Origin of the sequence: Candidatus Allofournierella merdavium, assembly GCF_944382735.1 — a bacterium.
Classification (GTDB): domain Bacteria; phylum Bacillota; class Clostridia; order Oscillospirales; family Ruminococcaceae; genus Allofournierella_A; species Allofournierella_A merdavium.
Genome location: NZ_CALWND010000001.1, coordinates 269,877 through 294,639, shown reverse-complemented (window position 1 = coordinate 294,639; position 24,763 = coordinate 269,877). Strand labels below are relative to the sequence as shown.

The following is a 24,763-nucleotide window of genomic DNA, read 5'->3' as shown; positions in this document are numbered from 1 at the left end:
TTATATTTAATATGCGTATCGGCCATCGGTTTCATCCTTTCCGGTAAATCGGTGTGTGTACACACATCATTATACAAGAAGGCACCATATTTTTCAAGATTAGTTTCCCAATTCACCAAAGTAAAGCATAACTTTTCATGAACACATTTTTGCCAAAACAAGAGCTGCCCCGCTGAATGGCAGGGCAGCTCTTGTTCGTCACCAAAAATCAATCAAGGTTTTGGTATTCCGTAACTGTCTTGAGGTAGACAGCAGGATCGCCGTTAAGGATTAAATCAGCATATGCAGCAGGGTCATTATAGATCAGATAGTCGAGTTCCGACTGTTGATACATATTGTTTACCACCTCATTTTCCACAGCAATAGTGTCGATAGAAACCATGCTGCCGTCTGAAAAGCAAAGCTCTACACAAGCAGTATCAAGGTTAAATTCACAAGATAACAGGTGTTTCATGGTAAATACCTCCGTAATTCTAATATTTTGTTGCAAAAAAGAACGATGCCGGTCATGTGACTCGACATCGTTCTTTTCGTTGTTGTTTCCAACCCTGTCAGACAGATGCCGTAAAATAGTAATTTTTTAGAATTACTGTCTTACGAGCACCCGTCTAATGGCCCGTTTTTTTTGTAAAATGGGGCACTGTCCCAACGACCCGACTGGGGAAAAGCGCCGGGCAGAAGAAAAAGCGCCCCCGGGGAGGCACAGCCTCCCCGGGGGCGCTTTGCGCTGCCCGGCGCTCACCGGGCGGGGTAGTTGCGGCTCTCGAAGGAAACTTCCTCCGTGCCCTCCGCCTCGTTGAGCCAGAGCGCCAGGCTGAAAAAGTAGCCCGAGAGCAGGTTTGCAAGGTCCAGCAGGCGGTCGGGCACCGGGTGGCCCTTCTCCGCCCAGCGGTAGAGCAGCCGCACCAGCTGCTTGCCCTGCACCCGCAAAAGATGGGCGGTGCAGGCGGCCTCGCACCCCTGGGGCAGCACGAAGCGCGCACAGCGGCCGGCGCACCGCCGCTGCCAGCCCTCGGTGAGCGCCAGCAGGCGGGCGGTCTCGGCTTCGGTGACGGTGAGCCGGGTGCGCAGGGTGGGGTTGGCGTGGTAGATCAGTTCGCACACCCACAAAAGTTCCACCCGCAGCGCCTCGCCCTTTACCTGGGCCCGCAACAGGCCGGTGCGGCTGGCCATCTCGTCGGTGAGCAGCTCAAAGTCGCAGCGCAGGTCCTCGCCGGCGTCGCACAAAAAGGGGTAGGCTTCGTAGGGGCTTCGGTACAGGCTCATTCCAGTTCCTCCCATCGCTTCAGTGAGCGGCGCATATAGCCGCCCACATCCATCTGATACACGTTGTTCAACTGCGCCGGGTCAAAGGCCTCGGCGGAGCCGAAAAAGCGCGGCCGCCCCGCCTCCATCAGGAGAAACAGGTCGGCAAATTCCAGCGCCAGATTCACGTCGTGCAGCACCCCCACCACACAGCGGCGCTCCGCCGCGGCCCAGGCCTTCAACTCCTGCACCAGTTCCACCTGATACTTCAGGTCCAGGTGGTTGGTGGGTTCGTCCAGCAGGATGACCCGGGGACACTGGGCAAAGGTGCGGGCCAGGAACACCCGCTGCAGCTGCCCGCCTGAGAGCTCGGTCACCGGGCGGTCCCGCAGGTCCAGCACGCCGGTGCGCTCCATGCACTCCAAGGCGACGCGCTTGTCCTCCGGCCCCGGGCCGGAAAAAGCGCCCCCCGCCTCGTGGGCGTAGCGCCCCATCAGCACCGTTTCATAAACCGTGTAGGAAAAATATACCGAACTGATCTGGCTCAGCAGCGCCACGCTCCGGGCGGCCTGCCGGCGGGTCATCCCGCCCAGGTCCAGGCCGTCGATCCGCACCGTGCCCTGGTGGGGCAAAAGGCCCGCCAGCGCCCGCAGCAGGGTGGTCTTGCCGCAGCCGTTGGGGCCCAGGACGCACAGCCGGCCGCCGGCGGGCACCGCGAAGGAGAGGCCTTTCACCACCGGCGCGCCGCCGTAGCCGCAGGTCAGATTTTCCACCGTGAGCATGGTCAGCGCCTCCTTCGCCCGGAAAAATAGATATAGATGAAAAAGGGCGCGCCGATCAGCGCCGTGATGGAACCGATGGGGATTTCCCGGGGCGGGGTCAGGGTGCGGGCCGCCAGGTCGCACAGCACCATGAAGGCGCCGCCGAACAGCGCCGCCGCCGGAATGACCCGCCGGTGGGCCGCGCCGAAGAACCGCCGCACCACATGGGGGGCGATCAGGTCCACAAAGCCGATGATGCCCACAAAGGCGGTGGCGGTGCCGGTGAGCACCGCGATGGCGCAGATCAGCACCCACTTCATCCGCCGCAGGCTGACGCCCATGGCTTGCGCCTGTTCCTCCCCGAAGGTCATCACATCCATCTCCCGGGCAAAGCGCAAAAAGAACAGGGTGCACAAAAGGGTCACGGGGGCCAGCACATACACCTGGCTCCACTCTTTTGAGGAGAAGCTGCCCAGCGTCCACAGGCTGATCTGCTGGGCGTACAGCGGCGACAGGGTGCTGAGCAGGTTCATGATGGCGTTGAGAAACAGCGACACCACCATGCCGGTGAGCACGATGGTGGTGTTGGAGAGGCTGCGGTCCAGCCGGGTGGCAAAGCCCACCACCAGCACCACGGTGGCCAGGGCGAAGGCCAGGCTCACCGTGGGCAGCAGAAAGGCGCCCAAAAGGCCGGAGGAAACCCCCGCCACGATCACCAGCGCCGCGCCCAGGCCCGCGCCGGCGGAAACGCCCAGGCCGAAGGGGGAGGCCAGGGGGTTGCGCAGCACCGACTGCATCACCGTGCCGCTCACCGCCAGCCCGGCCCCGGTGAGAAAGGCCATCAGCACCCGGGGCAGCCGCATATTGAACACCAGGCTGGGGTAGACCGGGTCGATGCCCTCCGGCAGGGGCGGGCCGAGGCAGAAGTGCCCCAGAATGGCGCACACCTGGCCGGGGGGTATAAAGACGCTGCCGACCCCGACGCCCAGAATGAGGGCGACGAGGGCGGCAGCGGCCAGCACCGACAATTTTGCCGCTGTCTTCATGGCTTACTGCGCGGCGTACAGATCGGGATAGACCGCCTGCGCCATCTGGTCAAGGGCCTTCACGATGTTCTGGTTGGAGAGGGAGGAGGCCATGTTGTCGATGTAGAACACCTGGGCGTTCTTCACGGCGTTCACACCCTCCCAGCCGCTGCGGCCGAGGATCTCCGCCACAGGGTCTTCGATGTAGTTCACGTTGGTGAGGATCACGTCGGGATTGGCGGCCACCACGGTCTCAGCGTCCACCGCCAGCCAGCCCTCCTGGTCGGCCAGGATGTTCTCCGCGCCGATCAGCTCGATCATCTCGTTCAAAAAGACGCCAGAGCCGAAGCTGTACAGGTCGGGGGCGGCGCTGATCTCAAAATAGACGCTCTTTTTGTCGGTGACGGTGGCGCCGATGGCCGCGATGCGGTCCAGTTCCGCCTGCATCTCCGCGATCAGCGCATCGCCCTCGGCGGTCTTGCCCATGGCGGCGGCGATGAAGGCGATGTCCTCCTGGATGGCGGCGATGCTGTCGGCGTTGGGCACGCACAGCACGCACACGCCCATGTCCATCAGCTGCTGGTAGGGGTTCGACTGATCGTACAGGGTCATGTTGGAGACGAACAGCACGTCCGGCTTGAGGGCGGCCAGCTGCTCCATGTCCGGCTGCATCAGGTCAAAGGTGGGCACGTCCGCGGGCAGGCCCGCGAGGCCCACGCTCTGCAGATCGTAGCCCACGATCAGGTCGCCGCAGCCCAGGGCGGTCAGCGTCTCGGCGATGGAGGGGGCCAGCACCACCACCGAGCCGATCTCGTCGGGGATCTCCACCGCCGCGCCGCTGGGGTCGGTGGTGGGCTTTTCGGCGGCGGGAGCGGACACGGCGCTGGACGGCGCCGAAGCGGGCGCGGAGGCGGAGCCGGAGGCCGGCTGGGCGGCGCAGCCCGCCACGCTGGCGGCCATCGCCAGGGCGAGGATGAGACTAAGCAGTTTTTTCATGGATAAACCTCCTGATTTTCGGCAAAAACAAATCACCCTTCCACACACGAAAGGGTGACGTTTGCCGGTTCGAAACAGTGCAATTCATCCATCGTGAAGTGTACCAAAGCAGACTCAGCGATCCGACTTAGCGTGCACTGCACGCATCACGGTGGCGGGACCGTGCGGGATTCTCACCCGACTTCTCTGAATAGGCGTCTGCCTTTATTATGGGAAAGTGTTATCCGTTTTTGCCCATGTTTTTTCGCGGCAAAAAAGCCGCGTGCACTTAGATTATAAAGAGGAATGGCGCACAAGTCAAGCCGGAGCCGCACTGGCGCAGGGCCCGGAACAAAAAACGCCCGCTTCCCGGGCGGGGCCTGCGGCTCCAGGGGCGCGGGCGTCCCCGGTATAATGTGGGGCAGGGGCTTATGTCATTCGAATTTGAAGCAAGGAGGAGAAGTGATTTTGGCAGCGTACGGATACATACGGGTCAGTTCAAAGGATCAGAACGAGGATCGGCAGCTGCTGGCGCTGCGCGAACTGGACATCCCGGAAAGGAACATCTTCATCGAAAAACAGTCCGGCAAAGATTTTGAGCGGCCCCAATACCGCAAGATGGTGCGGCGGTTCAAGCGGGATGATCTGCTCTGCGTCAAGAGCATCGACCGGCTGGGGCGCAACTACGGGGAGATCCTGGAGCAGTGGCGGTTCCTCACCAAGGAGAAGGGGATCGACATCATGGTGCTGGATATGCCCCTGCTGGACACCCGGCGGGGCAAGGATCTGATGGGCGTTTTTCTCAGCGACGTGGTCCTGCAGATCCTTTCCTTTGTGGCCGAAAACGAGCGGGACAACATCCGCAGGCGGCAGGCCGAAGGGATCGCGGCGGCCCGGCTGCGGGGGGTGCGGTTCGGCAGGCCGCCGCTGCCGCTTCCGGACAATTTCCACGAGATGCACCGGGCGTGGCGGGGCAAAAAAATATCGCTCCGCCAGGCAGCGCAGGCGTGCGATATGCCGCAGGGGACTTTTTACGCCAAGGCGGTGAGGCTGGAAAAAGCCGAACAGACCGCCGCGGCTTTATTTTGAAAATGTCCACAAAAACAAAAAGGTGTTGCCAACGGCCTGCAGGTATTTCATTGATTATATCCTGAGCCGCTTCAACCGACAGGACGAGCAGGAAGACCGGGCAGCGGCGCGGCAGAGCCGGCAGTGATCGGGCGGCAAAGAAAAAGCCCGCGAAGGCGGAATGTTCCGTCTTCGCGGGCTTTTTGCGCGATGGTTCGCTGTTCGATTGAGCGCAGTGGGCGGCGGACCTGAAAAAGCGCTGCCCTCAGCGCCGGCGCCGGTGCAGCACCAGCGCGGCGGCGACCAGTGCCGCTGCGCCGCCGGCCAGCAGCACAGGCATGACCACGCTGCGCGGCTTGCCGGTGGCCGGGCTGTCGTTTGCAGGGTCGGAGGGCTGCGCGCCGGCTGGTGCGCTCTCCGGCACGGGAGTGGCGGAGGGCGCGGGCGTTTCGGTGGGCCTGGGCGTCCCGGTGGGTACAGGCGTCCCGGTGGGTACAGGCGTTCCGGTGGGGGCGGGGCGCAGGGTAGGTACCGGCTTTATGGGGAAGATGGGCGTGGCGGCGGGGACAGGCGTCACGGCGGGCACCGGCTGCGTCTGCCCCAGGTGGGGGGACGAAGGGGTGGATGCCGGCGTCGGTGTGGGCGCGGGCGTGGGCACGGGGGTGGGGGAGGGCGGCGGATCCTTCACGGTGAGCGCGGCCGTCCCCTCAACGGTGCGATAGCGGCGGGCGTCCTGCGGAACGAACAACACGATGTATTCTCCCCCCCGTCTGGGGCCGCTGGTCCGGCGCCTTCCAGGAAAAGGAGCCGGCCACGCCGGCCTGGCCGCCGGTCAGGATGCTGTCTGCCAGCGCCTGTCCCCGCAAAAGGGGGGCGGCGGCGGGCCAGGCGGTCACGCCGGGATCCTTCGGCACCGGATCCACCTGCTCCAGACTGGCTTTGCCGGCCACCAGCAGCGCGGCGGCCATGCCGGAACTGTCGGCGGATTCGATCTCACGCAGTGTCATCTGCCGGGCCTGCTCCAGCAGGGCCTGGTTTTCCGGTAGGTACTCCCAATTCAACAGCTGTGTGTAAAACTGGTCCAGCTCCGCCACGGCGTCGGCTTTTTCCCGGGCGAGACGGGCCTTCCGGGGCACCTGCGTCACCGCGTCCGGATCGCAGAAGAATAGCGCCGTATCATCCAGATCGGCCAGCTGCCCGGCAAGGGCCTCCAGCTGCGCCAGATGGGAGGAGAGCACCTCCCCCGCGGGCTTATAGTACCAGTCTTCAGCGGCCTGCATCCAGGCCAGCGCCCGGCGCATCCCGTCCAGCTGTTCCAGGCGGCCGGCCAGCAGAAGACGGGCCTCAGAGGCGGCCAGAGCGCGGTCTTCCGCGGGCAGGGCGGGCGCCAGCGAGGCAAGCGCCTCTTCCCGGGCTTCGTCCAGCGCGGCATCCACGGAGGCCGCGCAGCCGCTCAGCTCCGCCATGGGGACGGGGTTTCCCAGCCGGGAAAGGATCGGTTCGTGGGCCGACTGCCAGGAATCGGCGATCCGCCCGGCCCAGACGGCCTTGGTGGGAACATCGGCCATCGCCTCGGCGGCGGTGTACAGCGCCTGTTGCATGGCCTCCTGCTGGTCGCCGGTAAGCCGGCCGATCTCATCCCGGGCACGGTTTGCCGCGTCTTGCAGGTCGGCCCAGTCCTGGGCGTAGTAATCGCCGAAGGCGTAGCAGGCGACGATGTCATCCAACCAGTCCAGGTAGATCTGCTGTATGTCCTGATGGGACACCCACAGGGCATACAGCGTCACCACACCGTCCTTTTCCGCGGTGAGGTTGCGCACCGACTGCCCGGGATAAAACGCGGGCTGGGCGGCGTCCGGGGTCTGCGCCCAGCCTACAAACACGCCGGACGCGTTGGAAAAACCACTGTCCGGCAGCGGCAGTTCGGCGTCGTAGATACCCGGCAGATCGTCCATCGCCCCTTCGCCGCCGTTGGCGTCAAAGCGCACGGTGTAGGGGTTGGCGCCCACTGGGCGTACAGATACGCCGCCGTGCGGCTGCCGTTCTGGCCCGCAAGGTTCTGCACGGTCTGGCCGTCCGGGAAAGACTGGCCGCCCACGCCGTCGCTGTAATTGGACCAGGCGGTGAAGGTGTACCCGGTGCGGGTGAAGGTGTTGGGGCGCAGGGCAAAGCTGCTGCCGTAAACGGCGGATTGGGGCTCCATGTTGCCGGTACCCCCGTTGGCGCGGTAGTAAACCGTGTAGGGGTTGGGCACCCAGTAGGCATAAAGGGTCTGGCCGTTGGCCTCCAGCAGGTCGGTGGCCGCCACCGGGCGGGTGAAGCCGGGATCCTCGAACCATTCCACCCGATCGTAGCCTACCAGGGGGTTCTGCTCATAGAAGACCGATGCCTCCAGCCGGAAGTTGGGGATCGCGGGCAGGGTCAGGGAGGTGAGATGGTTGTTGGCGGCAACAAACCCGTTGCCCTCCAGCGACGGGTTGCCGCTCATGTCCAGGGTGGTGAGCCGGTTGAAGTTGCAGGAACTTGAGCTTTTTCAGCATGGAACAGTCAAATTCCTCCAGCCGATTGTCGAAGGTCTCGATAAAGGCAAGTTCCGGATTGTGGCTCACATCCAGCGCCTTCAGATCATTGTGCCGGCAATACAGCTGCACCAGCGCAGGGTTGCCGGACAGATCCAGTGTCTCCAGCCGGTTGTGCTCGCAGTTCAGTTCCACCAGCTGCGGGCAGCCGGTCACGTTCAGGCTGGTGAGGGCGTTGTTGGCGCAGTGCAGAAAGCGCAGTCGGGGATTGCCGCTCATGTCCAGGCTGGTGAGCGCGTTGTCCTTCACCGTGAGAGACTCCAGGGCGGTAAAGTGCTGGATGCCCGACAGGTCCGCGATGCCGAGCCCGGCCAGCCGCAGGTCGGTGACGGCGCTCAGTTCGGTTCCGGTGAGGAGGCCGTCGGCTCCCGCGCCCCCCCCAGGTTGTTCTCGTCCAGCAGCCAGGCGCGCAGCGCCGCGTCCGGGAAATTGGCCTGGTCGACGGGCACTGTATCATCGGCGGCCAGGACGCCCGTCGACGTCACGAGGGAGACGGTCAGCGCGGCCGTGAGTACACCGCAAAGGATTCTGTGTGTGATTCGCATGGGGGATTCTCCTTGTATATGTATACCGTGTCGCTCAGCAAAAAACCGGCGTCCGGCCACGGCATCCCGATCCTCGGGCGGGAGCGGCTGCGCGCTCCGGAGATGCCGGGCGGTTCCCGCCGGTCTCGTTGCAGAAGACCATTGTACCATATTTTTCGCGTTTGTCCGCCGGTGTAGTAATGCAAGACATTTTTTCCGGGGCTTTCCATCCTGCAAACCGGCCGGGGCGGTCGGGAAAATGAGCGACGGCGCTTGCGGCCGGAGAGGCCCGCACCCCCCGCTTGCGGCCGGCGGCATGCGCTGCATGCAAGGCAAGAGACCGGCAAGGACGCGGGCCGCAGGGCGCGGCGGCTGATGGACGCAAGCGGCTGGCATCTGGCGGCCGTCTGTGGCCCTGCGCCCGCAGCGCCCCCCGCGGGCGCGTCCGTGTGACCTTATCACGGAAGACGGGCGGGATTTTGCTATACTGGACCCATTGGAGTTCAGGAGGTGCGTGATGAAAATGGAGAGAAAGCGCCGCAAAGCGCTGGTGGACAGCGCGGATTGTGTGGCATGCGGCTGCTGTGTGAAGGTGTGCCCGGTGCGGGCCATAGAGGTCATCCGGGGGATCACCGCCCGGGTGGATCCGGGCAAGTGCGTGGGGTGCGGCAGGTGCGCGGCGGAGTGCCCGGCGAGTGTGATCACGCTGCGGGAGGTGGAGGCATGAAAAAACACTGGTACGATTATCTGTGGGTCGCTTCGCTCCTGTATCTGGTGCTTGGCTTTTTTAACATCCTGTTCGCATGGCTGGGCCTTTTGTGCTTCTTCATCCCGCTCCTCATCGCGGTGATCGGCGGCAGCAAGGGGTACTGCAACCGCTATTGCGGCCGGGGCCAGCTGTTCAGGCTGCTGGGCGGGCGGTTCGGCCTGTCCCGCAGGAAGGACGTGCCCCGCTGGATGAAAAGCAAAGTATTCCGTTACGGATTCCTGGCCTTTTTCTTTGCCATGTTTTTTCTCATGCTGTGGAACACCTATCTGGTGTTTGCCGGTGCCGCGGACATGAAACGGATCGTCACCCTGTTGTGGACCTTTAAACTGCCCTGGAACTGGGCCTACCGCGGCACTCTGTTCCACCCCGGGGTGGCGCAGTTTGCCTTCGGCTTTTACAGCGTGATGCTGACCTCCACGGTCTTGGGGCTGGTCACGATGGTGCTTTTTAAACCCCGCAGCTGGTGCGTCTACTGCCCGATGGGCACCATGACGCAGCTGATCTGCAAAGCAAAAAATGGGCGCGCGATCTGAGCGCGCCGCGCAAACAAGGCAAAAGCCCTGCAGCGAGCGCTGCAGGGCTTTTTATGCGGGTGCGGGCCGGCGGTTTTCAAACCGCCGGCCCGCTGTGTTGCAGGGAGGAAAGGGCGCCATGCAATGCGAAAAGGCGCCCCGGCGCGATGAAAGCGCCGTTTACATGGACTGAGGCGCATCAACACCCAGCAGATCCAGCGCGTTGCGCAGGGTGGTCTTCAGGGCCATCACGAGGCCCAGCCGCTGGTTGGTCAGCTCGGGATCGTCGGGGTTGTTCACACGCACCACGTTGTAGTAGCTGTGATAGAGCTTCACCAGGGACAGGATGTATTCCGCGATGGTGTTGGGCTTGTAGGTCTTGGCGGCCTTGGCGACGGTGGAGGGGAATTCGCCGATCATCTTCAGCAGCTGCAATTCCTTCTCGTTGGTCAGCCGGCCATAGTTGTCCTCCCGGTGGAACTGGGGGATCTCCGGGTTGCGCAGGATGGAGCACATCCGGGAGTGGGCGTATTGGGCATAGTAGACCGGGTTGTCGTAATCCTTGGTGGAAGCCTGCTTGATGTCGAAATCCATCTGGGTGGTGATGTCCTTGGAGACGAAGAACCACCGGGCGGCGTCCACGCCCACATCTTCGCAGAGTTCCCGCAGGGTGATGGCGTTGCCGGTGCGCTTGCTCATCTTCACCTCAACGCCGTCCTCCACCATGCGGACCATCTGGATGAGCTCCACGGTAAGGGTGCCCTTGGGATAGCCCAGCGCGGTGAGCGCCGCCTGCATACGGGTCACATAGGAGTGGTGGTCGGCGCCCCACAGGTTGACCATGATGGGGTAGCCGCGTTCCATCTTGTACACATGGTTGGCAATGTCCGGCGTGAGGTAGGAGAGGGTGCCGTCGCTCTTGCGCAGCACACGGTCCTTATCGTCGCCGTAATCGGTGCTCTTGAACCACAGGGCGCCGTCCTTCTCGTAAAGCAGACCCTTCTCGTCCATCATCTTGAGGCAGTCGTTGATCCGCTTCATGTTGTTCTCGTAGAAGAAGGTCTCGTGCATCCAGGAGGTGATGTTCACCCGGAACAGCTTCAGATCGCGGTCGATCTTGGCCAGCTCCCGGTCGATGCCCTGCTTCATGAAGTAATGCAGGCGCTCGCTTGCGTCGGCGGTGAGCCACTTGTCACCGTCCTCGCGGGCGATGTCGGCGGCGATGTCCTTCACGTCCTGGGCGTGATACCCGTTCTCCGGCAGGGGATACTCCTTGCCGAAAAACTCGAAATAACGGGAGATCAGGGATTCGCCCAGCATCACGATCTGGTTGCCCGCGTCGTTGACATAGAACTCGCGCAGCACATCATAGCCGCTCTTTTCCAGCAAACGGCAGATGGAATCGCCCCATGCCGCGTTGCGGGCATGGCCGCAGTGCAGATCGCCGGTGGGGTTGGCGGAAACCCATTCCACCAGGATGCGCTTGCCGTTGCCGGTGGTGTTCTGGCCGTAGTTGTCACCCTCGTCCAGCACCTGATTGATCAGGCTGGCAAGGGCGTCGCTGCGCAGCTTGAAGTTGATGAAGCCGGGTTTGGCCACCGTGACAGATTCCGCCTCCGGCAGCATTTCCCGCAGTTTCTCCGAGATGGACTCAGCGATCTCCACAGGATTTTTGTGCAGCTCGCGGGCCAGTTTCATCGCCACGCCGGTGGCGTAGTCGCCGTTCTGCGTGTTGCGGGGCACCTCCACCACCAGGGTCTCCGGGCCGGGCTCCAGGCCATACAGCTGCTGAATGGCCTGCTGGGTAACATCGTAAATCTTTCCTTCAAAATTGCTCATACCGGTTTATGCCTCCAAAGTCAATGGGATTATGAGATCAGGACACAAAGGCGTTAATTCCTCTTCGCGACCAGTTCCTCCAGGGTTTTACACATTTCGTCCGCCTCCTGCGGACCTCGCATGACCACCAGAACGGTGTTGTTTCCGGGCACACGGCCCACCAGCCGTTCGCTCTGATCCAGCACGTCCACAAAGGAACAGATCGCTTTTGCCATGCCGGGAAGCGTTTTGATGACGATAAAGTTGTCGACCTTATCAAAGGAACAGATGCCAAGCCGCGCAATGCTGGTCAGCCTGTCCTTGTTTTCTCCAGTGGCGTCCAGGCCGTTTACTGCGTAGCGGGACGCGCCGCCGGGCACACTGGATTTATATAAATGCAGGGCGCGAATATCACGGGAAAGGGTGGCCTGTGTACAGTGGACCCCTCGCTGCAGCAACAGTTCCATCAGTTGCTGCTGGGTTTCCACGGGCTGCGTGAGGATCAGCTCCAAAATCAATTTTTGCCGTTCTTCCCTCATGGGATACCTCCGCGGCCGTTACTGGCGGCCTGTAACACATTCCGCCAAACGAAATGCATGAATTTACACTGAGACAATTCTAAGCATATCGCCGAAAAGATGCTGTGTCAATACACTGGGGAGGATAAATTTTACATAATTTTAAAAACAGGACAAATGGGTTCATTCCGCGGGAGGGGTTTTCTTGCCGCCGCTCCGGCGGGCACCCTTGGATATCTTGCTCGTTTCGCTTCCGTCTGCCTTTTGAAGGGTGATGCGGTTGCGAAAATCCGAGGGGGTCATGCCCTTGAATTTGAAGAAATTGATGTTGAAGGTCTTGATGTTGTTATAGCCCACTTCAAAGGCAACGTCGATCACATAATAGTCGGTGGAAGCGAGCAGTTCGCAGGCGCGATTGATCCGCACAAAGTTCAGCAGCGCCTCAAAGTTCATGTTTGCGTAATACAGCATCAGGCGGTTCATCTCGGCCACCGAGATCCCAAAGTTGGATGCCACCTGGCTGGCGCTCAATTTTTCCAGCGAATAGTTTCTGTAGATGTAGTCGCTGATGGAAAACGCGACGCTTTTATTGGTGCGATTGAATTTTGTGGTGGATTTTCCGTAGATCTGACGGAACTTGATGGGGGTGACGCCAACCTTGGCGTTGAAATGCTTGGACAGATGTGAGGCGTCCACAAAGCCGGTGAGCGCGGCGATCTCGTCCAGTGTCAGGTCGGTGTATACGAGGAAATCCGACACCTTTTCAATGCGGATGCTGGTGAGCAGCTTGGTGAAGGTGGTGCCGGTGATCTCGGTGATCTTTTTGGAGAGGGTGGATTCCGAAATGAAGAACGCGCCGGCCACGCTGCTGAGCGAGAGTTTGTCGGTGGCGTGGGCGTAGATGTAGCCGAGAATGGAATTTTCCAGGGAAATATCCTTTTCATAGTCCTTTTCGCCGCGCACCGCCATCACATAGCGCCGGTAAAGGATCATCAGTTCCACCAGCTTGTTGGTGACATACAACTGGGAAAGAGGACGGTTGGGCGGGGTGATGTGGGAGGACTCCACTCCCAGTTCCGCCCGCAGCTGTTCGGCCAGAAGGTCGATGTAGTCCGCCTGCACCGAATCCAGATAGACCACCGGGTCCATGGCAAGGAACTGGAGCAGTTCCGAACTGTCCTCCTCCATGCCCGGCACGCCTTTCAGCATGGAATTGACATACTGGTAATCGTAGACGATCCGGATCAGCTGGATCGGGACGGACACCTCGGTGATCTCGGTGATGCTCCAGGGGGTGATGGCAATGAGCATGTTGGGCTTGATATCGTACCGCACGCCGCCGATCTCGATGACGCCCTGACCCTTTTTGATGTACAAAAAGCGCGCCGCCTGATGGATCAGGGGCTTGGTGGCTTCCTGAATGGCCTCGTAGTCGAAGGAGCAGATCGTCACGGGATCGTAAGCGTCCGAGAGGGACTCCTGCAGGGTTATCAGTCTGTTCAAAGTGCATCACCTGACCTTTTTCAATTTTCCTGGAAGGACAGGAAAGACCGGTCGTATCCTGTGATACGACCGGTTTTCCTATGGAAGAAAAATGCTGTTTCTTTGTTCAGCGCATGGTCAGCTCAGGATGAGCATAGCCACGGTGAGGACAACGCCCGCGATGACGGCGATGACAGCGAGCAGTTTCGCAGCCCATTTCACCCAGGTCTCGTAGGGGATGCGGGCCAGGGCCAGACCGCCCATGATGAACCCGCAGGTGGGGGTGAACAGGTTGACAAAGCCGTTGGCGGCAACGTTGATCATGATGGAAGTCTCCACGGACCAGCCCAGACCCGCCACGATGGGAGAAACGATGGGGGCGGACAGGCTCGCCAGGCCGGAGGAGGAAGGAACCAGGAAGCTCAGGCCGATGTGGAGCAGGTAATCCAGCAGACCGAAGATGGGGGCGGGCAGGCCGGAGGCGGACAGCGCGGTAACGGAGGCCTCCACCAGCCAGGTGCCCAGGCCGGTGCTGTTCATGATAACGGTGGTGGCACGGGCAAGGGCGATGACCAGGTTGACCGAGATCATGTCCGCGAAGCCGGCCACGACGCAGGGCATCAGCTTGCTCTTGTCGTCCAGGCCCACCAGGCCGATGATAATGCCCATGAGCAGGAACCAGGTGGCGGCGTCGTCGAACCACCAGTCACCAAAGGAGTTGCCGGTCAGCACGCGGGAGAAGCCCAGCGCGTTGTAGATGCCTTCGTTCAGAGAGCCCCAGGGGATGAAGCCCAGGATCATGATCACAAACGACAGGCCGAAGAGCACCAGCACGATCTTCTGGCGGCCGGTCAGCTTCACGCTGTCGCTGATCTCGGTGGAACCGCCATAAGCTTTTTTGCACTCGTCCAGCTGATCGGCGGTGAGGATGGAGCCTTTGCCCTCCTTCACCATCTTGGCATAACGGGTAACAAAGATAACAGAAACAAGGTAAGTAACCAGCCAGAGGATAAGGGCTTCCACATAGACGATGCCCATGTTCACTTCTGTGTTCATGGCTTTCATTGCGTCGCTAGCAGCGGCAACAGCAGCGCCGGTGGCGAAGGGGTTGATGGTGGAGCCCAGAACACCGGAGCCGGCGCCCAGCAGGACCGTGGCGGCACCGACCAGCGGGTCGAAACCGGCGGCCATCATCGTTGCGGCCAGCAGGATGTAGAAACCAACGGTCTCCTCACCCATGCCGTATGTAGTACCGCCGACAGAGAACAGGAACATCAGGATCCAGACCAGCGCCAACTCTTTGCCGTGGAGTTTCTTCACCAGCACATGAATGCCGGTCTCCAGGGCGCCGGTGGCGTTCAGAATGGACAGGAATGCGCCAAGGCAGAACACGAACCCGATCACGTCGCCGGCGTTGTGCCAGCCGTTGATGGGGGCCATCAGGATATCGTTGAGGGTAGCGCCGGTAACGGCGGCCAGCTCACCGGTCTCTGCGTCGGTGTAGGTCTGACCACTGGTGACCCAGGTGGCGATCGACACCAGCAGCAGCACTGCGATCAGAATCGCAAACGTGCTGAGCGAACGGCGTTTTTTCTTGTTGCCCATACTCTATTTCTCCTCTTTTCATCAAGCGATTTTGGTGTCGGAGCGATTACGGTTGGATGACGGTACCGGTCTTTCCTTCCAGAGCCTCCGCGGCCCGGGTGAGGGAAGTGATGAGGGCGACGCCTCCGTTGGTATTCCCCTTGACAAAATCCATGCAGGACTGCACTTTAGGCAGCATGCTGCCGGGAGCAAACTGACCCTGCCCAATGTACTCTTCGGCCTCGGCCAGCGTCATGGAGGGAAGTTCTTTTTGATCGGGCTTGTTGAAATTGATGCACACGCGGTCCACAGCGGTGAGGATGATCAGCTCGTCGGCCTTCACGTCCCGCGCCAGCAGCGCGCTGGCACGGTCCTTGTCGATGACTGCCGCCACGCCCTCCAGGCCCTCGTCGGTCTCCACCACGGGGATGCCGCCGCCGCCGACGGTGATGACGATCACGCCGGCCGAGACGAGCTGCTCCACGATGTCCAGCTCAACGATGCGCTGGGGGATGGGGGAGGGGACCACCCGGCGGTAACCCCGCCCGGCGTCCTCCACGAAGATGAATCCCTTTTCCGCGGCGATGGCGTCCGCTTCCTCTTTGGAGTAGAAGCTGCCAACGGGCTTGGTGGGCTTGGCAAAGCCGGGGTCGGCTTTGTCCACCACCACCTGCGTCACCACGGTGGCGCAGGCTTTGCGGATGCCGCGCGCCTTCAGCTCGGCCTGGATGGCCTGCTGCAGGTGATAGCCGATGTACCCCTGGGTCATGGCTCCGCACTCGGGGAAGGGCATATACGGGGTATTGCCTCCCTTGTTCGCGGAGAACTCCATGGCCAGGTTGATCATGCCCACCTGGGGGCCGTTGCCATGACCGATGATCACATCATAGCCCTTTTCCACCAGGTCGACAATGGGTTTGGCAGTCTCTTTTACCAGTTTGAGCTGCTCTTCGGGGGTGTTTCCCAGGGCGTTGCCCCCCAGCGCCACGACGATTCTCTTTCCCATGGGCTTACTTCAGAGTCGCGTACATCACAGCCTTGATGGTGTGCATACGGTTCTCTGCCTCGTCGAACTGGCGGGCCTGCTTGCCCAGGAACACATCGTCGGTGACCTCCATGGCGGGCAGACCGAACTTCTGATAGATGTCCTCGCCGATGGTGGTCTCGCGGTCGTGGAAGGAGGGCAGGCAGTGCAGGAAGATGGCGGTGGGCTTGGCCATGGCCATGACTTCCTTGTTCACCTGATAGGGACGCAGCAGCTTGATGCGCTCGGCCCAGATGTCGTCGGGCTCGCCCATGGAGACCCAGATGTCGGTGTAGAGGATGTCGCAGTTCTCGGCGCCCTTCTTCACGTCGTCGGTGAACTCCAGCACGGCGCCGGTCTCGGCGGCAACGGCCTGGCACTTGGCGACCAGTTCGGGAGAGGGCATCAGGTCCTTCGGACCGCAGGCGCAGAAGTGCATGCCCAGCTTGGCGCTGACCACCATCAGAGAGTTGGCCACGTTGTTGCGGGCGTCACCGAAGAAGGTGAGCTTGCGGCCGCGCAGATCGCCGAACTCCTCGCGGGCGGTCATGATGTCGGCCAGCATCTGGGTGGGATGGAACATATCGGTCAGGCCGTTCCACACGGGCACGCCGGAGTAACGGGCCAGATCCTCCACCACGGACTGCTTGAAGCCGCGGTACTCGATGCCGTCGTACATACGGCCCAGCACCTTGGCGGTGTCCGCCAGGGACTCCTTCTTGCCCATCTGGGAAGAGCCGGGATCCAGGAAGGTGACACCCATGCCCAGATCGCGGGCGCCCACTTCGAAGGCGCAGCGGGTGCGGGTGGAAGTCTTCTCGAAGAGCAGAACGACCTGCTTGCCGGTCAGCCATTTGTGCTCCACACCGTTGTTCTTCATCCGCTTGAACTCAGCGGACAGGTCCAGCAGATAGTTGATCTCTTCGGGGGTGAAATCAAGCAAAGTCAGAAAACTCCGACCTCTAATATTTACGCCCATTGATAAATCCTCCTTGAACTTCTTGAATATGGTTTTATGTTGTGCAACTGACCGGCGCTTATTCCGCGCGGATCAGAGGCATGGACATACAACGGGGGCCGCCGCGTCCGCGGGACAGCTCGGCGGAAGGCATCTCCAGCACATTGATGCCGTTTTCACGCAGGATGGCGTTGGTCACATCGTTGCGCTGGTAGACCACGATCTTGCCCGGGGCGATGCACAGGGTGTTGGAACCGTCGTTCCACTGCTCGCGGGCCGCAGCGATCAGGTCGTCGCCGCCGCAGTAGATCAGGTGGGCTTTGCCCACATGAGTGTACTTCTCGAGAATGGTCTCCAGGTCGGAATCCACCCGTTTGATCTGCAGATCGGAGGGATCGTCGGCGCCCGGGGTGATCTCGTAGACGGTCAGGGGGCCCAGGATGGCGGGATGCACGGTGTACTTATCCACGTCGATCTGGGTGAACACGGTATCCAGATGCATGAACGCACGGCAGGCCGGAATGTCGAAGGCCAGAACGGTGCGGATCTTGGCATTGGGATCGGTGAACAGGTTGCGGGCCACGATCTCGATGGCGTCGGGGCTGGTGCGCTGGGAAATGCCGATGGCCAGGGTGTCCTCGGTCAGGTTCAGCACGTCGCCGCCCTCGATGTTGGCGTGGAAGTCGCGGTCGTAGTAGCGGGTGATCAGGCCCTCAAAATCAGGATGATATTTGAAGATGTAATCGGCATAGATGGTCTCGCGGCAGCGGGTGGGGAAGCGCATCTTGTGCAGCGTCACGCCGGTGCCCACGGAGGCGAAGGGATCGCGGGTGAAGTAGAGGTTGGGCATGGGATCGACGATCAGCTCATCGGCGGGGGCGATCAGGTCCTGCAGTGAGTAAGCGGAAGCGCCGCCCATCTCCTTCAGGGTGATGCCTTCCATGGTCTTTTCCACCAGGGCCTTGCCCTTGAAGTTGGTGACCAGGTAGTCATACAGTTTATCCTGCCAGCGCTTCGTCTTGATGTTGCCCTCGTACAGCCACTGGTACAGGAAGGGCTCCACCAGTTCGGGGTGCAGGTTGAGCACATCGGTCATCAGGTCTTCCAGATAGACCACTTCGGTGCCGTTGTCACGCAGGATCTGGGCGAACGCGTCGTGCTCCTGCTGGGCCACCTTCAGGAAGGGGATATCGTCGAACAGCAGTTCGGGAAGACGATCGGGGGTCAGATGCAGCAATTCCTTGCCAGGACGATGAAGAAGAACCTTTTTCAGAGGGTTGATCTCGCTGCGTACACAAATACCTTTCATGACGCCTCCTATAAATTGTACATAAAATTTTTGTTTTTGGATGTCACCCGCGCGCGTGAGTGGAACAGATCCATGAAGCACCTTTATAATAGCGCTTTTGGCAGGGTGGGATTGGACTTTTATAATAACACAGATTGTACGATTTTGCCAACTTTTATAGCCGATGAAAGAAAAAATTATTATACTTTACCAAAAGAAAGTGCATAAAATGCAGAATATGATGAATAAAGACGAACGGCGGGCACCAGTACAAACCAAATGCGGGAGTTGTCTGTTAAATAATATACATATTTTCGCCGGACAGACCGGCCCGGGCGGAGCGTTTGCGGAAAGAAGAAAGGGAGAAAGCGGTGGCCTTTTTCACGGGAACGCCCGCGCCCGGATGGTAGGTTTCTGAGCGAACACGTTACCAAAACGTATTGGCCGGGTGGGGGCGCGGCATATCGCGGTTTGTTGCGGGGGCGGACGCAAACAGAGGACGCAAAAGAAGGCGGCAGCGGGCGCCGCAGCGCGGATGGGGCCCTTTACCGCCGGATGCGCCAGGCGGGTACCGACGCGGCAATGCAAGAGCCCCCGCGCCGGGACACGGGTCTCAGCGCGGGGGCGTCGTTTTATGCAAGCTGTCGGACGTACCGGGCGGAGCGGCGGAACCGCCGGTACACATAGAGCGACAGCAGGACCGTGAGGCTGTCCGCGACCGCCTGGGCCCAGACCAGGCCGAACATCCCCACCAGGGCGTTCAGCAGGAACAGCATGGGAATGTTCAGCACCAGCCACCGGGTCACGCCCAAAAACAGGGCGATCCGTCCCTGGCCGAATGCCTGGAACAGGTACACGGTGAAGAAACTCGTGAACATGAGCGGGGTGGCCAGCACCCGGATGCGCAAAAACTGGGAAGCAAGCTCAACGGTTTGGGCGTCGGCAATGAAAAGATGGGCGAACTGCACGGCAAACAATTCGTACAAAAGGATGCTGACAGCCGCCACCAGCAGCCCGGTGCGGCGGGCAAGGCGAACGGTGTCTTCCATGCGCTGCCGGTTGCGGGCGGTGTAGTTGTAGGCCACCAGCGGCATCATGCCCTGGCAGATCCCGATGCCCACGTTCAGCGGGAACCGCTCCACCTTGAGCACGATGCCCACGGCGGCCAGCGCCAGGTCGCTGTACCCCACCATCAGCTTGTCGATGAACACATAGTCCAGATCGAACAGGAAGGAGGTGATGGCCGAGGGCACGCCCACGCCGAAGACCGAGACGATGCTTTGCCAGCGCGGGAAGCCGACGGCAGGGGAGAAGGTGATGACGGCGCCCCGGCCCATCCGAAGGAGCACGCCCGCAAAGTAGAGAAAGGCCACACAGTTGGAAAGGCAGGTGGCCAGGCCCGCGCCCAGCACCTGCTGGCCGTTGGGCAGCAGCACGAACATGAACAGCGGATCCAGGGCGATGTTCAGCACGCCTCCCAGAATGATGCCGGCGCTGGCCTGGTGGGACAGGCCGATGCTGCGGATCAGGTTGGACAGCACGTTGGAGAGCACAGTGGGGATGCCTCCCGCCACAATGACGCACAGGGCGTACTGGCGGGCGTAGGCGTAGGTGTTTTCCCCCGCGCCCAGCAGACTCAGAACGGGCTCCATAAAGACGGCGACCCCCACCGCGAACAGCGCCGCGATGGCAAGGCCCAGGTACAGCGAGAAGGCGCTCACCCGGCGGGCTTCCTCCGTCTCGGCCTGGCCCAGCAGCCGGGAGATCAGCGAGCCGCCGCCGATGCCCGCAAGGCCGGCCAGACACAGGGTGATGTTGAACACCGGCAGGATCAGCGAGGTGCCCGCCACCATATAGGGGTTGTTGGTCTGCCCCACAAAGAAGGTGTCCGCCATGTTGTAGATCAGCACGATCAACTGGCTGGCCACCGCGGGAAGGACCATTTTTGTCAGCGCGGAAGGGATGGGAAGATTCTGGAAGATGTCCTCCCGGGAAGAGGTTGCCTTTGACTGCATAGTAAACACCTGATGCTCCGGGGCCGGCGTCTTTGTGCGCGAAAGGCGTCGAGACCTGTATTTTTTGACCTTTAGTTTTTTATAATAGCACAGAAACGCAAATTTTGCCATTGCGGCCCGGCATACCGCCGCAGCCGCTCCGGAACAGCACCGCTCCCTCAGGCGCGCCTCACCCCTCCGGACTCTGCGCCCGGTGCAGGCAAAAGCGGTTCTTGCGAAAGGTCAAAATGCCCTCCCGCTGCATCCGGCCCAGCTCTTTGGACAGGGCGCTGCGCTCCACGTTCAGATAGTCCGCCAGCTGCTGCCGGTCAAAGGGAATGGAAAATTCGGTGGAGCCCCGCCGCACTGCCTCCGTGGACAGGTAGGTCATCACCCTGCCCCGCACCCCTTTGGTGGAGAGGCAGAACACCCGGGCGGACCAGGCAAGGTTTTTTTGGGCAAAAAGCAGCGTCAGGTTGCAAAGCAGCTTGGGATACCAGGACTTTTGCCGGTTGGCCTCGCCCAGCAGCGTGCTCAGCCGCAGAAAAAGCACCCGGCTGGGCTGCACGGCGGTGACGTCCACCATCATGGGCACGCCGCACAGGGCGTAGGTCTCGGCGAACACATGCCCCGCGGGGATGCTGTGCAGGATGACCCGGTTGCCCCACAGGTCAAGGTTTTCCACATGCACTTCGCCCGAGAGCAGGATGCCGAACTCGCCGGTCAGGTCTCCGGCGCGGAAGAGTACCGCCCCCTTCTCATAGTCCGCGGTGCGCAGGCACCCGCCGGCCAGCATGTCCCCGTATTCGCCGTCCGCGATGCCGCGGAACAGCGGCAGGGAAGAGAACTCCATAAAAATTCCTCATTTCGTGGTCAAAACAACATACTTTTGCTTGGAATTGTACTATACTCAAGGCACAAACACAAGGAGGATGAACGATGATCCGCAAAATCATTCAGATAGACCAGGAAAAATGCAACGGCTGCGGCGCCTGCGCGGCGGCCTGCCACGAGGGCGCCATCGGCATGGTGGACGGCAAGGCCCGCCTGCTGCGGGACGACTACTGCGACGGCCTGGGCGACTGCCTGCCCGCCTGCCCCACCGGCGCCATCACCTTTGTGGAGCGGGAGGCTGCCGCCTACGACGAGGCGGCGGTGAAAGCCAACCAGGCGGCGAAGGGCCGGCCGGTCCACGCCGGCTGCCCCGGCCAGCAGGCGCGGCAGCTGTGCCAGCAGCCCGCCGCCCCCGCCGCCCCTGTGGCCGCCGCGTCCCAGCTGGGCCAGTGGCCCTGCCAGATCAAGCTGGTGCCGGTCAACGCCCCCTATTTTGACGGGGCCAAGCTGCTGATCGCGGCCGACTGCACCGCCTTTGCCTACGCGAACCTGCACCAGGAGTTCATGCGGGGCAAGATCACCCTCATCGGCTGCCCCAAGCTGGACGGCGTGGATTACAGCGAAAAGCTGACGGCCATCCTGGCGAACAACGACATCCAAAGCGTGACCATCGTGCGCATGGAGGTGCCCTGCTGCGGCGGGCTGGAACTGGCGGCGAAGAAGGCGCTGCAGGCCAGCGGAAAGTTCATTCCCTGGCAGGTGACCACCATCTCGGTGGACGGCCGCATCCTGGACTGACGGCCGGGAACAAGCGAGACCGGAGATGTTTTGTACAGATGAAAATGAAGAATATCAGCATGGCTGAAGTATTGGTGCTGAAGGATCAGATCGCCTGCCAGGAGGGCCAGGTGGTGAGCAAAACGCTGGCACAGAACAGCGCGGTGAGCATCACCCTGTTCGCCTTCGCCAAGGCTGAGGAGATCAGCACCCACGAATCCGGCGGGGACGCCTTCGTCACCTGCCTGGAGGGGGTAGGCCGCATCACCATCGACGGTCGGGAGTACCGGCTGCGGGAAGGGGAGTCCATCGTGATGCCCGCGGGCCATCCCCATGCCGTCTACGGTGAGGAGGCGTTCAAGATGCTGCTGGTGGTCGTATTCTGAAAAAGGGCGGGCGGAGCAGGGAAGAGAAACGCCGGGCCGCAACACGGCCGGCCTGCGCGAGCCCCGCGCCGCACGCCTCACAAAAAGGGAGCCCGATGCCTTTCGGCATCGGGCTCCCTTTTTGCAGGTCAGGCATCGGCCCGGCGGGCCCGGGTCATACGTCACCGCCCTCCCGCAGCAGCTGCAGATACCGCTCCGCCGCGGGGGAAAAGACCTGGTACTTTTTCCAGACGATGTGCATCCCTGCCTCCCGCCGGGGTTCCAGCGGCCGGAAACAGAGCGCGCCATCCCCCGCTACGTTGATGATCCGGTCCAGGCACAGGGCGTAGCCCATGCCGTCCTCCACCATCAGAGAGCCGTTGAAGGCCAGGGTGTAGGTGCCCGCGATGTTCAGCTGCTCCACCCCGATGCCGAACCATTCAGGCAGCAGGGGCCCCTTGAGGACCTGCCGGGAGACCAGCAGGGGCGCGTGGATCAGATCCTCGGGCCGGACGGCCGTTTTTTCGGCCAGGGGGCTGTCCCGCCGCATCAGCACGCCCCACACGTCCCGGTAGGGCACCGGCAGCGCGTTGTACTTGGCGCGATCCACATGGTCGAACACCAGCCCGAAGTCGATGAGGCCCTTGTCCAGCAGTTCGCAGACCTCCATCCCGTCGCCGCTGATGATCTGAAAGCGCACCTCGGGCCAGCGGTGGCGCAGCTCCTGGGCCGCCCGGGTGAGAAAGTGCACCCCCACCGTCTCGCCGGCGCCCACGCTCACCTCGCCGGTGAGCAGGCCGTCCCCCAGCGAGACCTCACGCTCGGCCTTTTCCACCAGCTCCAGGATCTCCTCCGCCCGCTTGCGCAGCAGCATCCCCTCGCCGGTCAGCGAGACGCTGCGGCTGCCCCGCACCAACAGCGTCTGGCCCAGTTCCTCCTCCAATTCCCGGATCTGGCGGGAGAGGGTGGGCTGGGTGATGTGCAGGGCGTTGGCCGCGTTGGTGATGCTGCCCTCCCGGGCCACGGTGAGAAAGTAGCGCAGCAGCCGCAGTTCCATATCGATGAACCTCCCCTTTCTTTTCTCCATTATACCCCCGCAAATGGATGCCTGCAAGGCATGCTTTGGAATACAATATGGGTATTTGCTATTTCACATCCGGCGCGTTACACTGAAAACAGACAAAGCGGAGGAGGCGGGCAGGAATGGAGCGGCGATCCCGGCTGAGCAAGGAAACAAACGGCGTGGCCGTGTGTCACGAGGCCCTGGACCGGGACGAGATGGCCCGGGCGCTGCGGGACGCGGGCTGCACCGAGAAAGAGGCGGCGGCGCTGCTGGCCTGCGGTGGGGAGCCCCGCCGGCTGCTGGAACTTCTGGCGCGGCACCGGGCGGCGCTGCTGGACGAGGTGCACAAAAGCGAGAAGAAGATCGACTGTCTGGACTATCTGGTCTATCACATCAAACACAACAAACAACGGGAGGAATGAACATGCTGGGAAACTTTACCTACTGCAACCCCACGCGGCTGCACTTCGGCGAGCAGGCGCTGGATCAGCTGGCCGGCGAACTGGCGGGCTTCGGCAGCCGTGTGCTGCTGGCCTACGGCGGCGGTTCCATCAAGAAAAGCGGCCTCTACGGGCAGGTCACGGCCATCCTGAAGGCCTGCGGCAAGGAGGTCTTTGAGGTGCCGGGGGTCATGCCCAACCCCACGGTGGACAAACTCTACGAGGGCTGCCGTGTGGCCCGGCAAAACGATGTGGACCTGATCCTGGCGGTGGGCGGCGGCTCGGTGTGCGACTATGCCAAGGCAGTGTCTGTCTCCGCCTGGTGCGACGAGGATCCCTGGGATAAATACTACCTGCGCATGGAGGAGGTGTCCAACCGCATCATCCCGGTGGGCTGCGTGCTCACCATGGTGGGCACTGGCTCCGAGATGAACGGGGGCTCGGTCATCACCCACCCCGGCCAGAAGCGCAAGATCGGCCATGTGTTCGGCAGCAACGTGATGCCCCGGTTCTCCATCCTGAACCCGGCCCTCACCTTCACGGTGCCCATGAAGCAGATGGTGGCCGGCATCTACGACGCCTTCAACCACATCTGTGAGCAGTATTTCTCCGGCGAGGACGACAACACCACCGACTACATTGCCGAGGGGCTGATGCGCTCGCTGGTGGTCAGTTCCCGGGTGGCGGTGCGCCAGCCGGACAACTACGAGGCCCGCAGCAACATCATGTGGGCAGCCACCTGGGCGCTGAACACTCTGCTGGCCATGGGCAAATCCACCGACTGGGAGGTGCACATGATCGGCCAGTCCATCGGCGCGTTCACCAACGCGACCCACGGCATGACCCTCTCCGCCGTGTCGCTGGCCTATTACCGCTTCATTATGGCGGACGGGCTGCCCAAGTTCGGCCGCTTTGCCGTCAATGTCTGGGGCGTGGACCCGGCGGGCAAGAGCGCGAAGGAACTGGCGGAGGCGGGCCTGGAGGCGATGGAGCACTGGATGGAGGAACTGGGCGTGGCCCGGAACATCCGGGAACTGGGGGTCACTGAGGAGATGCTGGAGGGCATTGCCGACGGCACCTTCCTTTTGACCGGCGGCTACCGCACCCTGACCCGGGACGATGTGCTGAACATCCTGAAGGCGAGCATGTGAAAGGGAGGA

General features: G+C 61.8%; 28 protein-coding genes and 1 riboswitch. Of the genes, 8 read left to right on the top strand and 20 right to left on the bottom strand.

Translation table 11 applies throughout. From position 1 onward, the window contains the following. The 6 genes from ACH2A7_RS01385 to ACH2A7_RS01360 all read right to left on the bottom strand — a co-directional run. On the bottom strand, window positions 1-212 hold a 212-nt coding region (locus ACH2A7_RS01385), incomplete at its 3' end, for a hypothetical protein (RefSeq protein ID WP_394959303.1). Beyond that, on the bottom strand, window positions 209-454 hold the full coding sequence (locus tag ACH2A7_RS01380; protein WP_079698696.1) for a DUF6061 family protein: 246 nt from the start codon (window positions 452-454) through the stop codon (window positions 209-211). The genes ACH2A7_RS01385 and ACH2A7_RS01380, both read right to left, overlap by 4 nt. Window positions 455-738: 284 nt before the next feature. Continuing rightward, window positions 739-1,266, bottom strand: coding sequence for an ATP:cob(I)alamin adenosyltransferase (locus tag ACH2A7_RS01375; RefSeq protein ID WP_394959301.1), 528 nt, complete (start codon window positions 1,264-1,266; stop codon window positions 739-741). Then, on the bottom strand, window positions 1,263-2,027 hold the full coding sequence (locus ACH2A7_RS01370) for an ABC transporter ATP-binding protein (protein ID WP_394959299.1): 765 nt from the start codon (window positions 2,025-2,027) through the stop codon (window positions 1,263-1,265). The genes ACH2A7_RS01375 and ACH2A7_RS01370 overlap by 4 nt, the downstream gene beginning before the upstream one ends. A gap of 2 nt (window positions 2,028-2,029) precedes the next feature. Next, complete coding sequence (locus tag ACH2A7_RS01365) at window positions 2,030-3,052, bottom strand: FecCD family ABC transporter permease (RefSeq protein WP_394959297.1); 1,023 nt, start codon at window positions 3,050-3,052, stop codon at window positions 2,030-2,032. A 3-nt stretch (window positions 3,053-3,055) separates the two neighbouring features. Beyond that, window positions 3,056-4,027: an ABC transporter substrate-binding protein gene (locus ACH2A7_RS01360; RefSeq protein WP_394959295.1), complete on the bottom strand. Its 972-nt coding sequence runs from the start codon at window positions 4,025-4,027 to the stop codon at window positions 3,056-3,058. A 72-nt stretch (window positions 4,028-4,099) separates the two neighbouring features. Beyond that, window positions 4,100-4,243: riboswitch (adenosylcobalamin (AdoCbl) riboswitch) on the bottom strand. A gap of 231 nt (window positions 4,244-4,474) precedes the next feature. Here ACH2A7_RS01360 and ACH2A7_RS01355 point away from each other — a divergent pair. Continuing rightward, a complete protein-coding gene (locus ACH2A7_RS01355) occupies window positions 4,475-5,095 on the top strand; it encodes a recombinase family protein (RefSeq protein WP_394959293.1) in 621 nt (206 codons plus the stop codon). Window positions 5,096-5,412: 317 nt separating this feature from the next. Further along, the gene (locus tag ACH2A7_RS01350) at window positions 5,413-5,796 is read left to right on the top strand and encodes a hypothetical protein (RefSeq protein ID WP_394959291.1); all 384 of its coding nucleotides are present in this window, start codon (window positions 5,413-5,415) and stop codon (window positions 5,794-5,796) included. Here ACH2A7_RS01350 and ACH2A7_RS01345 read toward each other — a convergent pair. The 4 genes from ACH2A7_RS01345 to ACH2A7_RS01330 all read right to left on the bottom strand — a co-directional run bounded on the left by ACH2A7_RS01345 (window position 5,782) and on the right by ACH2A7_RS01330 (window position 8,198). Beyond that, a complete protein-coding gene (locus ACH2A7_RS01345) occupies window positions 5,782-7,029 on the bottom strand; it encodes a hypothetical protein (RefSeq protein WP_394959289.1) in 1,248 nt (415 codons plus the stop codon). The genes ACH2A7_RS01350 and ACH2A7_RS01345 overlap by 15 nt on opposite strands. After that, entirely contained in the window at window positions 6,948-7,562 is a 615-nt protein-coding gene (locus ACH2A7_RS01340) for an InlB B-repeat-containing protein (protein ID WP_394959287.1), read from the bottom strand. Before ACH2A7_RS01340 ends, ACH2A7_RS01345 begins: the two co-directional genes overlap by 82 nt. Next, window positions 7,447-7,902, bottom strand: coding sequence for a leucine-rich repeat domain-containing protein (locus ACH2A7_RS01335; RefSeq protein WP_394959285.1), 456 nt, complete (start codon window positions 7,900-7,902; stop codon window positions 7,447-7,449). The genes ACH2A7_RS01340 and ACH2A7_RS01335 overlap by 116 nt, the downstream gene beginning before the upstream one ends. A gap of 86 nt (window positions 7,903-7,988) precedes the next feature. Beyond that, window positions 7,989-8,198: a hypothetical protein gene (locus ACH2A7_RS01330; RefSeq protein ID WP_394959283.1), complete on the bottom strand. Its 210-nt coding sequence runs from the start codon at window positions 8,196-8,198 to the stop codon at window positions 7,989-7,991. Window positions 8,199-8,694: 496 nt separating this feature from the next. Here ACH2A7_RS01330 and ACH2A7_RS01325 point away from each other — a divergent pair, with 496 nt between their 5' ends. Together ACH2A7_RS01325 and ACH2A7_RS01320 are read left to right on the top strand one after the other, a co-directional pair. Beyond that, window positions 8,695-8,904, top strand: a complete 210-nt coding sequence (locus ACH2A7_RS01325) for a 4Fe-4S binding protein (protein WP_394959281.1) — start codon at window positions 8,695-8,697, stop codon at window positions 8,902-8,904. Further along, window positions 8,901-9,479, top strand: coding sequence for a 4Fe-4S binding protein (locus ACH2A7_RS01320; protein ID WP_394959278.1), 579 nt, complete (start codon window positions 8,901-8,903; stop codon window positions 9,477-9,479). Before ACH2A7_RS01325 ends, ACH2A7_RS01320 begins: the two co-directional genes overlap by 4 nt. 159 nt (window positions 9,480-9,638) lie before the next feature. On the opposite strand, the gene argS is transcribed toward ACH2A7_RS01320, so the two are convergent. From argS to ACH2A7_RS01275, 9 genes are all read right to left on the bottom strand, one after another. After that, window positions 9,639-11,297 (bottom strand): arginine--tRNA ligase, encoded by a 1,659-nt coding sequence (gene argS / locus ACH2A7_RS01315; RefSeq protein WP_394959276.1) that lies wholly within the window; start codon window positions 11,295-11,297, stop codon window positions 9,639-9,641. 53 nt (window positions 11,298-11,350) lie between these two features. Further along, window positions 11,351-11,815 carry an arginine repressor gene (locus ACH2A7_RS01310; RefSeq protein WP_394959274.1) on the bottom strand — a complete coding sequence of 155 codons (465 nt, stop codon included), beginning with the start codon at window positions 11,813-11,815 and terminating at the stop codon, window positions 11,351-11,353. A 162-nt stretch (window positions 11,816-11,977) separates the two neighbouring features. Next, a complete protein-coding gene (locus tag ACH2A7_RS01305; protein WP_394959273.1) occupies window positions 11,978-13,297 on the bottom strand; it encodes an AraC family transcriptional regulator in 1,320 nt (439 codons plus the stop codon). Window positions 13,298-13,414: 117 nt separating this feature from the next. Further along, on the bottom strand, window positions 13,415-14,881 hold the full coding sequence (locus ACH2A7_RS01300; protein WP_394959271.1) for a YfcC family protein: 1,467 nt from the start codon (window positions 14,879-14,881) through the stop codon (window positions 13,415-13,417). A gap of 46 nt (window positions 14,882-14,927) precedes the next feature. Next, window positions 14,928-15,866, bottom strand: coding sequence for a carbamate kinase (arcC, locus tag ACH2A7_RS01295; protein WP_394959269.1), 939 nt, complete (start codon window positions 15,864-15,866; stop codon window positions 14,928-14,930). Between the two features lie 4 nt (window positions 15,867-15,870). Beyond that, window positions 15,871-16,863: an ornithine carbamoyltransferase gene (gene argF, locus ACH2A7_RS01290; protein WP_394959267.1), complete on the bottom strand. Its 993-nt coding sequence runs from the start codon at window positions 16,861-16,863 to the stop codon at window positions 15,871-15,873. Window positions 16,864-16,921: 58 nt separating this feature from the next. After that, window positions 16,922-18,151: an arginine deiminase gene (locus ACH2A7_RS01285; protein ID WP_394959265.1), complete on the bottom strand. Its 1,230-nt coding sequence runs from the start codon at window positions 18,149-18,151 to the stop codon at window positions 16,922-16,924. A 611-nt stretch (window positions 18,152-18,762) separates the two neighbouring features. Continuing rightward, a complete protein-coding gene (locus ACH2A7_RS01280) occupies window positions 18,763-20,145 on the bottom strand; it encodes an MATE family efflux transporter (RefSeq protein WP_394959263.1) in 1,383 nt (460 codons plus the stop codon). Window positions 20,146-20,314: 169 nt separating this feature from the next. Then, window positions 20,315-20,977, bottom strand: a complete 663-nt coding sequence (locus ACH2A7_RS01275) for a Crp/Fnr family transcriptional regulator (RefSeq protein ID WP_394959261.1) — start codon at window positions 20,975-20,977, stop codon at window positions 20,315-20,317. Window positions 20,978-21,063: 86 nt separating this feature from the next. Here ACH2A7_RS01275 and ACH2A7_RS01270 point away from each other — a divergent pair, with 86 nt between their 5' ends. Beyond that, complete coding sequence (locus tag ACH2A7_RS01270; protein ID WP_394959259.1) at window positions 21,064-21,756, top strand: ATP-binding protein; 693 nt, start codon at window positions 21,064-21,066, stop codon at window positions 21,754-21,756. Window positions 21,757-21,794: 38 nt separating this feature from the next. Further along, complete coding sequence (locus ACH2A7_RS01265) at window positions 21,795-22,121, top strand: cupin domain-containing protein (protein WP_394959257.1); 327 nt, start codon at window positions 21,795-21,797, stop codon at window positions 22,119-22,121. Between the two features lie 154 nt (window positions 22,122-22,275). Here ACH2A7_RS01265 and ACH2A7_RS01260 read toward each other — a convergent pair whose 3' ends face one another. Next, a complete protein-coding gene (locus ACH2A7_RS01260; protein ID WP_394959255.1) occupies window positions 22,276-23,157 on the bottom strand; it encodes a LysR family transcriptional regulator in 882 nt (293 codons plus the stop codon). A gap of 146 nt (window positions 23,158-23,303) precedes the next feature. On the opposite strand from ACH2A7_RS01260, the gene ACH2A7_RS01255 reads away from it, so the two are divergent. Further along, window positions 23,304-23,585 (top strand): hypothetical protein, encoded by a 282-nt coding sequence (locus ACH2A7_RS01255; RefSeq protein WP_394959254.1) that lies wholly within the window; start codon window positions 23,304-23,306, stop codon window positions 23,583-23,585. Window positions 23,586-23,587: 2 nt separating this feature from the next. Then, window positions 23,588-24,754, top strand: coding sequence for an iron-containing alcohol dehydrogenase (locus ACH2A7_RS01250; protein WP_394959252.1), 1,167 nt, complete (start codon window positions 23,588-23,590; stop codon window positions 24,752-24,754). Window positions 24,755-24,763: the final 9 nt, after the last annotated feature.

Bases quoted from the DNA above. Each gene is read 5' to 3' on its own strand.
- ACH2A7_RS01380 (WP_079698696.1), bottom strand. From the start codon at position 454: ATGAAACACCTGTTATCTTGTGAATTTAACCTTGATACTGCTTGTGTA.
- ACH2A7_RS01375 (WP_394959301.1), bottom strand. From the start codon at position 1,266: ATGAGCCTGTACCGAAGCCCCTACGAAGCCTACCCCTTTTTGTGCGAC.
- ACH2A7_RS01370 (WP_394959299.1), bottom strand. From the start codon at position 2,027: ATGCTCACGGTGGAAAATCTGACCTGCGGCTACGGCGGCGCGCCGGTG.
- ACH2A7_RS01365 (WP_394959297.1), bottom strand. From the start codon at position 3,052: ATGAAGACAGCGGCAAAATTGTCGGTGCTGGCCGCTGCCGCCCTCGTC.
- ACH2A7_RS01360 (WP_394959295.1), bottom strand. From the start codon at position 4,027: ATGAAAAAACTGCTTAGTCTCATCCTCGCCCTGGCGATGGCCGCCAGC.
- ACH2A7_RS01350 (WP_394959291.1), top strand. From the start codon at position 5,413: ATGACCACGCTGCGCGGCTTGCCGGTGGCCGGGCTGTCGTTTGCAGGG.
- ACH2A7_RS01345 (WP_394959289.1), bottom strand. From the start codon at position 7,029: ATGGACGATCTGCCGGGTATCTACGACGCCGAACTGCCGCTGCCGGAC.
- ACH2A7_RS01340 (WP_394959287.1), bottom strand. From the start codon at position 7,562: ATGAGCGGCAACCCGTCGCTGGAGGGCAACGGGTTTGTTGCCGCCAAC.
- ACH2A7_RS01330 (WP_394959283.1), bottom strand. From the start codon at position 8,198: ATGCGAATCACACACAGAATCCTTTGCGGTGTACTCACGGCCGCGCTG.
- ACH2A7_RS01325 (WP_394959281.1), top strand. From the start codon at position 8,695: ATGAAAATGGAGAGAAAGCGCCGCAAAGCGCTGGTGGACAGCGCGGAT.
- ACH2A7_RS01320 (WP_394959278.1), top strand. From the start codon at position 8,901: ATGAAAAAACACTGGTACGATTATCTGTGGGTCGCTTCGCTCCTGTAT.
- argS (WP_394959276.1), bottom strand. From the start codon at position 11,297: ATGAGCAATTTTGAAGGAAAGATTTACGATGTTACCCAGCAGGCCATT.
- ACH2A7_RS01310 (WP_394959274.1), bottom strand. From the start codon at position 11,815: ATGAGGGAAGAACGGCAAAAATTGATTTTGGAGCTGATCCTCACGCAG.
- ACH2A7_RS01300 (WP_394959271.1), bottom strand. From the start codon at position 14,881: ATGGGCAACAAGAAAAAACGCCGTTCGCTCAGCACGTTTGCGATTCTG.
- arcC (WP_394959269.1), bottom strand. From the start codon at position 15,866: ATGGGAAAGAGAATCGTCGTGGCGCTGGGGGGCAACGCCCTGGGAAAC.
- argF (WP_394959267.1), bottom strand. From the start codon at position 16,863: ATGGGCGTAAATATTAGAGGTCGGAGTTTTCTGACTTTGCTTGATTTC.
- ACH2A7_RS01285 (WP_394959265.1), bottom strand. From the start codon at position 18,151: ATGAAAGGTATTTGTGTACGCAGCGAGATCAACCCTCTGAAAAAGGTT.
- ACH2A7_RS01280 (WP_394959263.1), bottom strand. From the start codon at position 20,145: ATGCAGTCAAAGGCAACCTCTTCCCGGGAGGACATCTTCCAGAATCTT.
- ACH2A7_RS01275 (WP_394959261.1), bottom strand. From the start codon at position 20,977: ATGGAGTTCTCTTCCCTGCCGCTGTTCCGCGGCATCGCGGACGGCGAA.
- ACH2A7_RS01270 (WP_394959259.1), top strand. From the start codon at position 21,064: ATGATCCGCAAAATCATTCAGATAGACCAGGAAAAATGCAACGGCTGC.
- ACH2A7_RS01265 (WP_394959257.1), top strand. From the start codon at position 21,795: ATGAAAATGAAGAATATCAGCATGGCTGAAGTATTGGTGCTGAAGGAT.
- ACH2A7_RS01260 (WP_394959255.1), bottom strand. From the start codon at position 23,157: ATGGAACTGCGGCTGCTGCGCTACTTTCTCACCGTGGCCCGGGAGGGC.
- ACH2A7_RS01255 (WP_394959254.1), top strand. From the start codon at position 23,304: ATGGAGCGGCGATCCCGGCTGAGCAAGGAAACAAACGGCGTGGCCGTG.
- ACH2A7_RS01250 (WP_394959252.1), top strand. From the start codon at position 23,588: ATGCTGGGAAACTTTACCTACTGCAACCCCACGCGGCTGCACTTCGGC.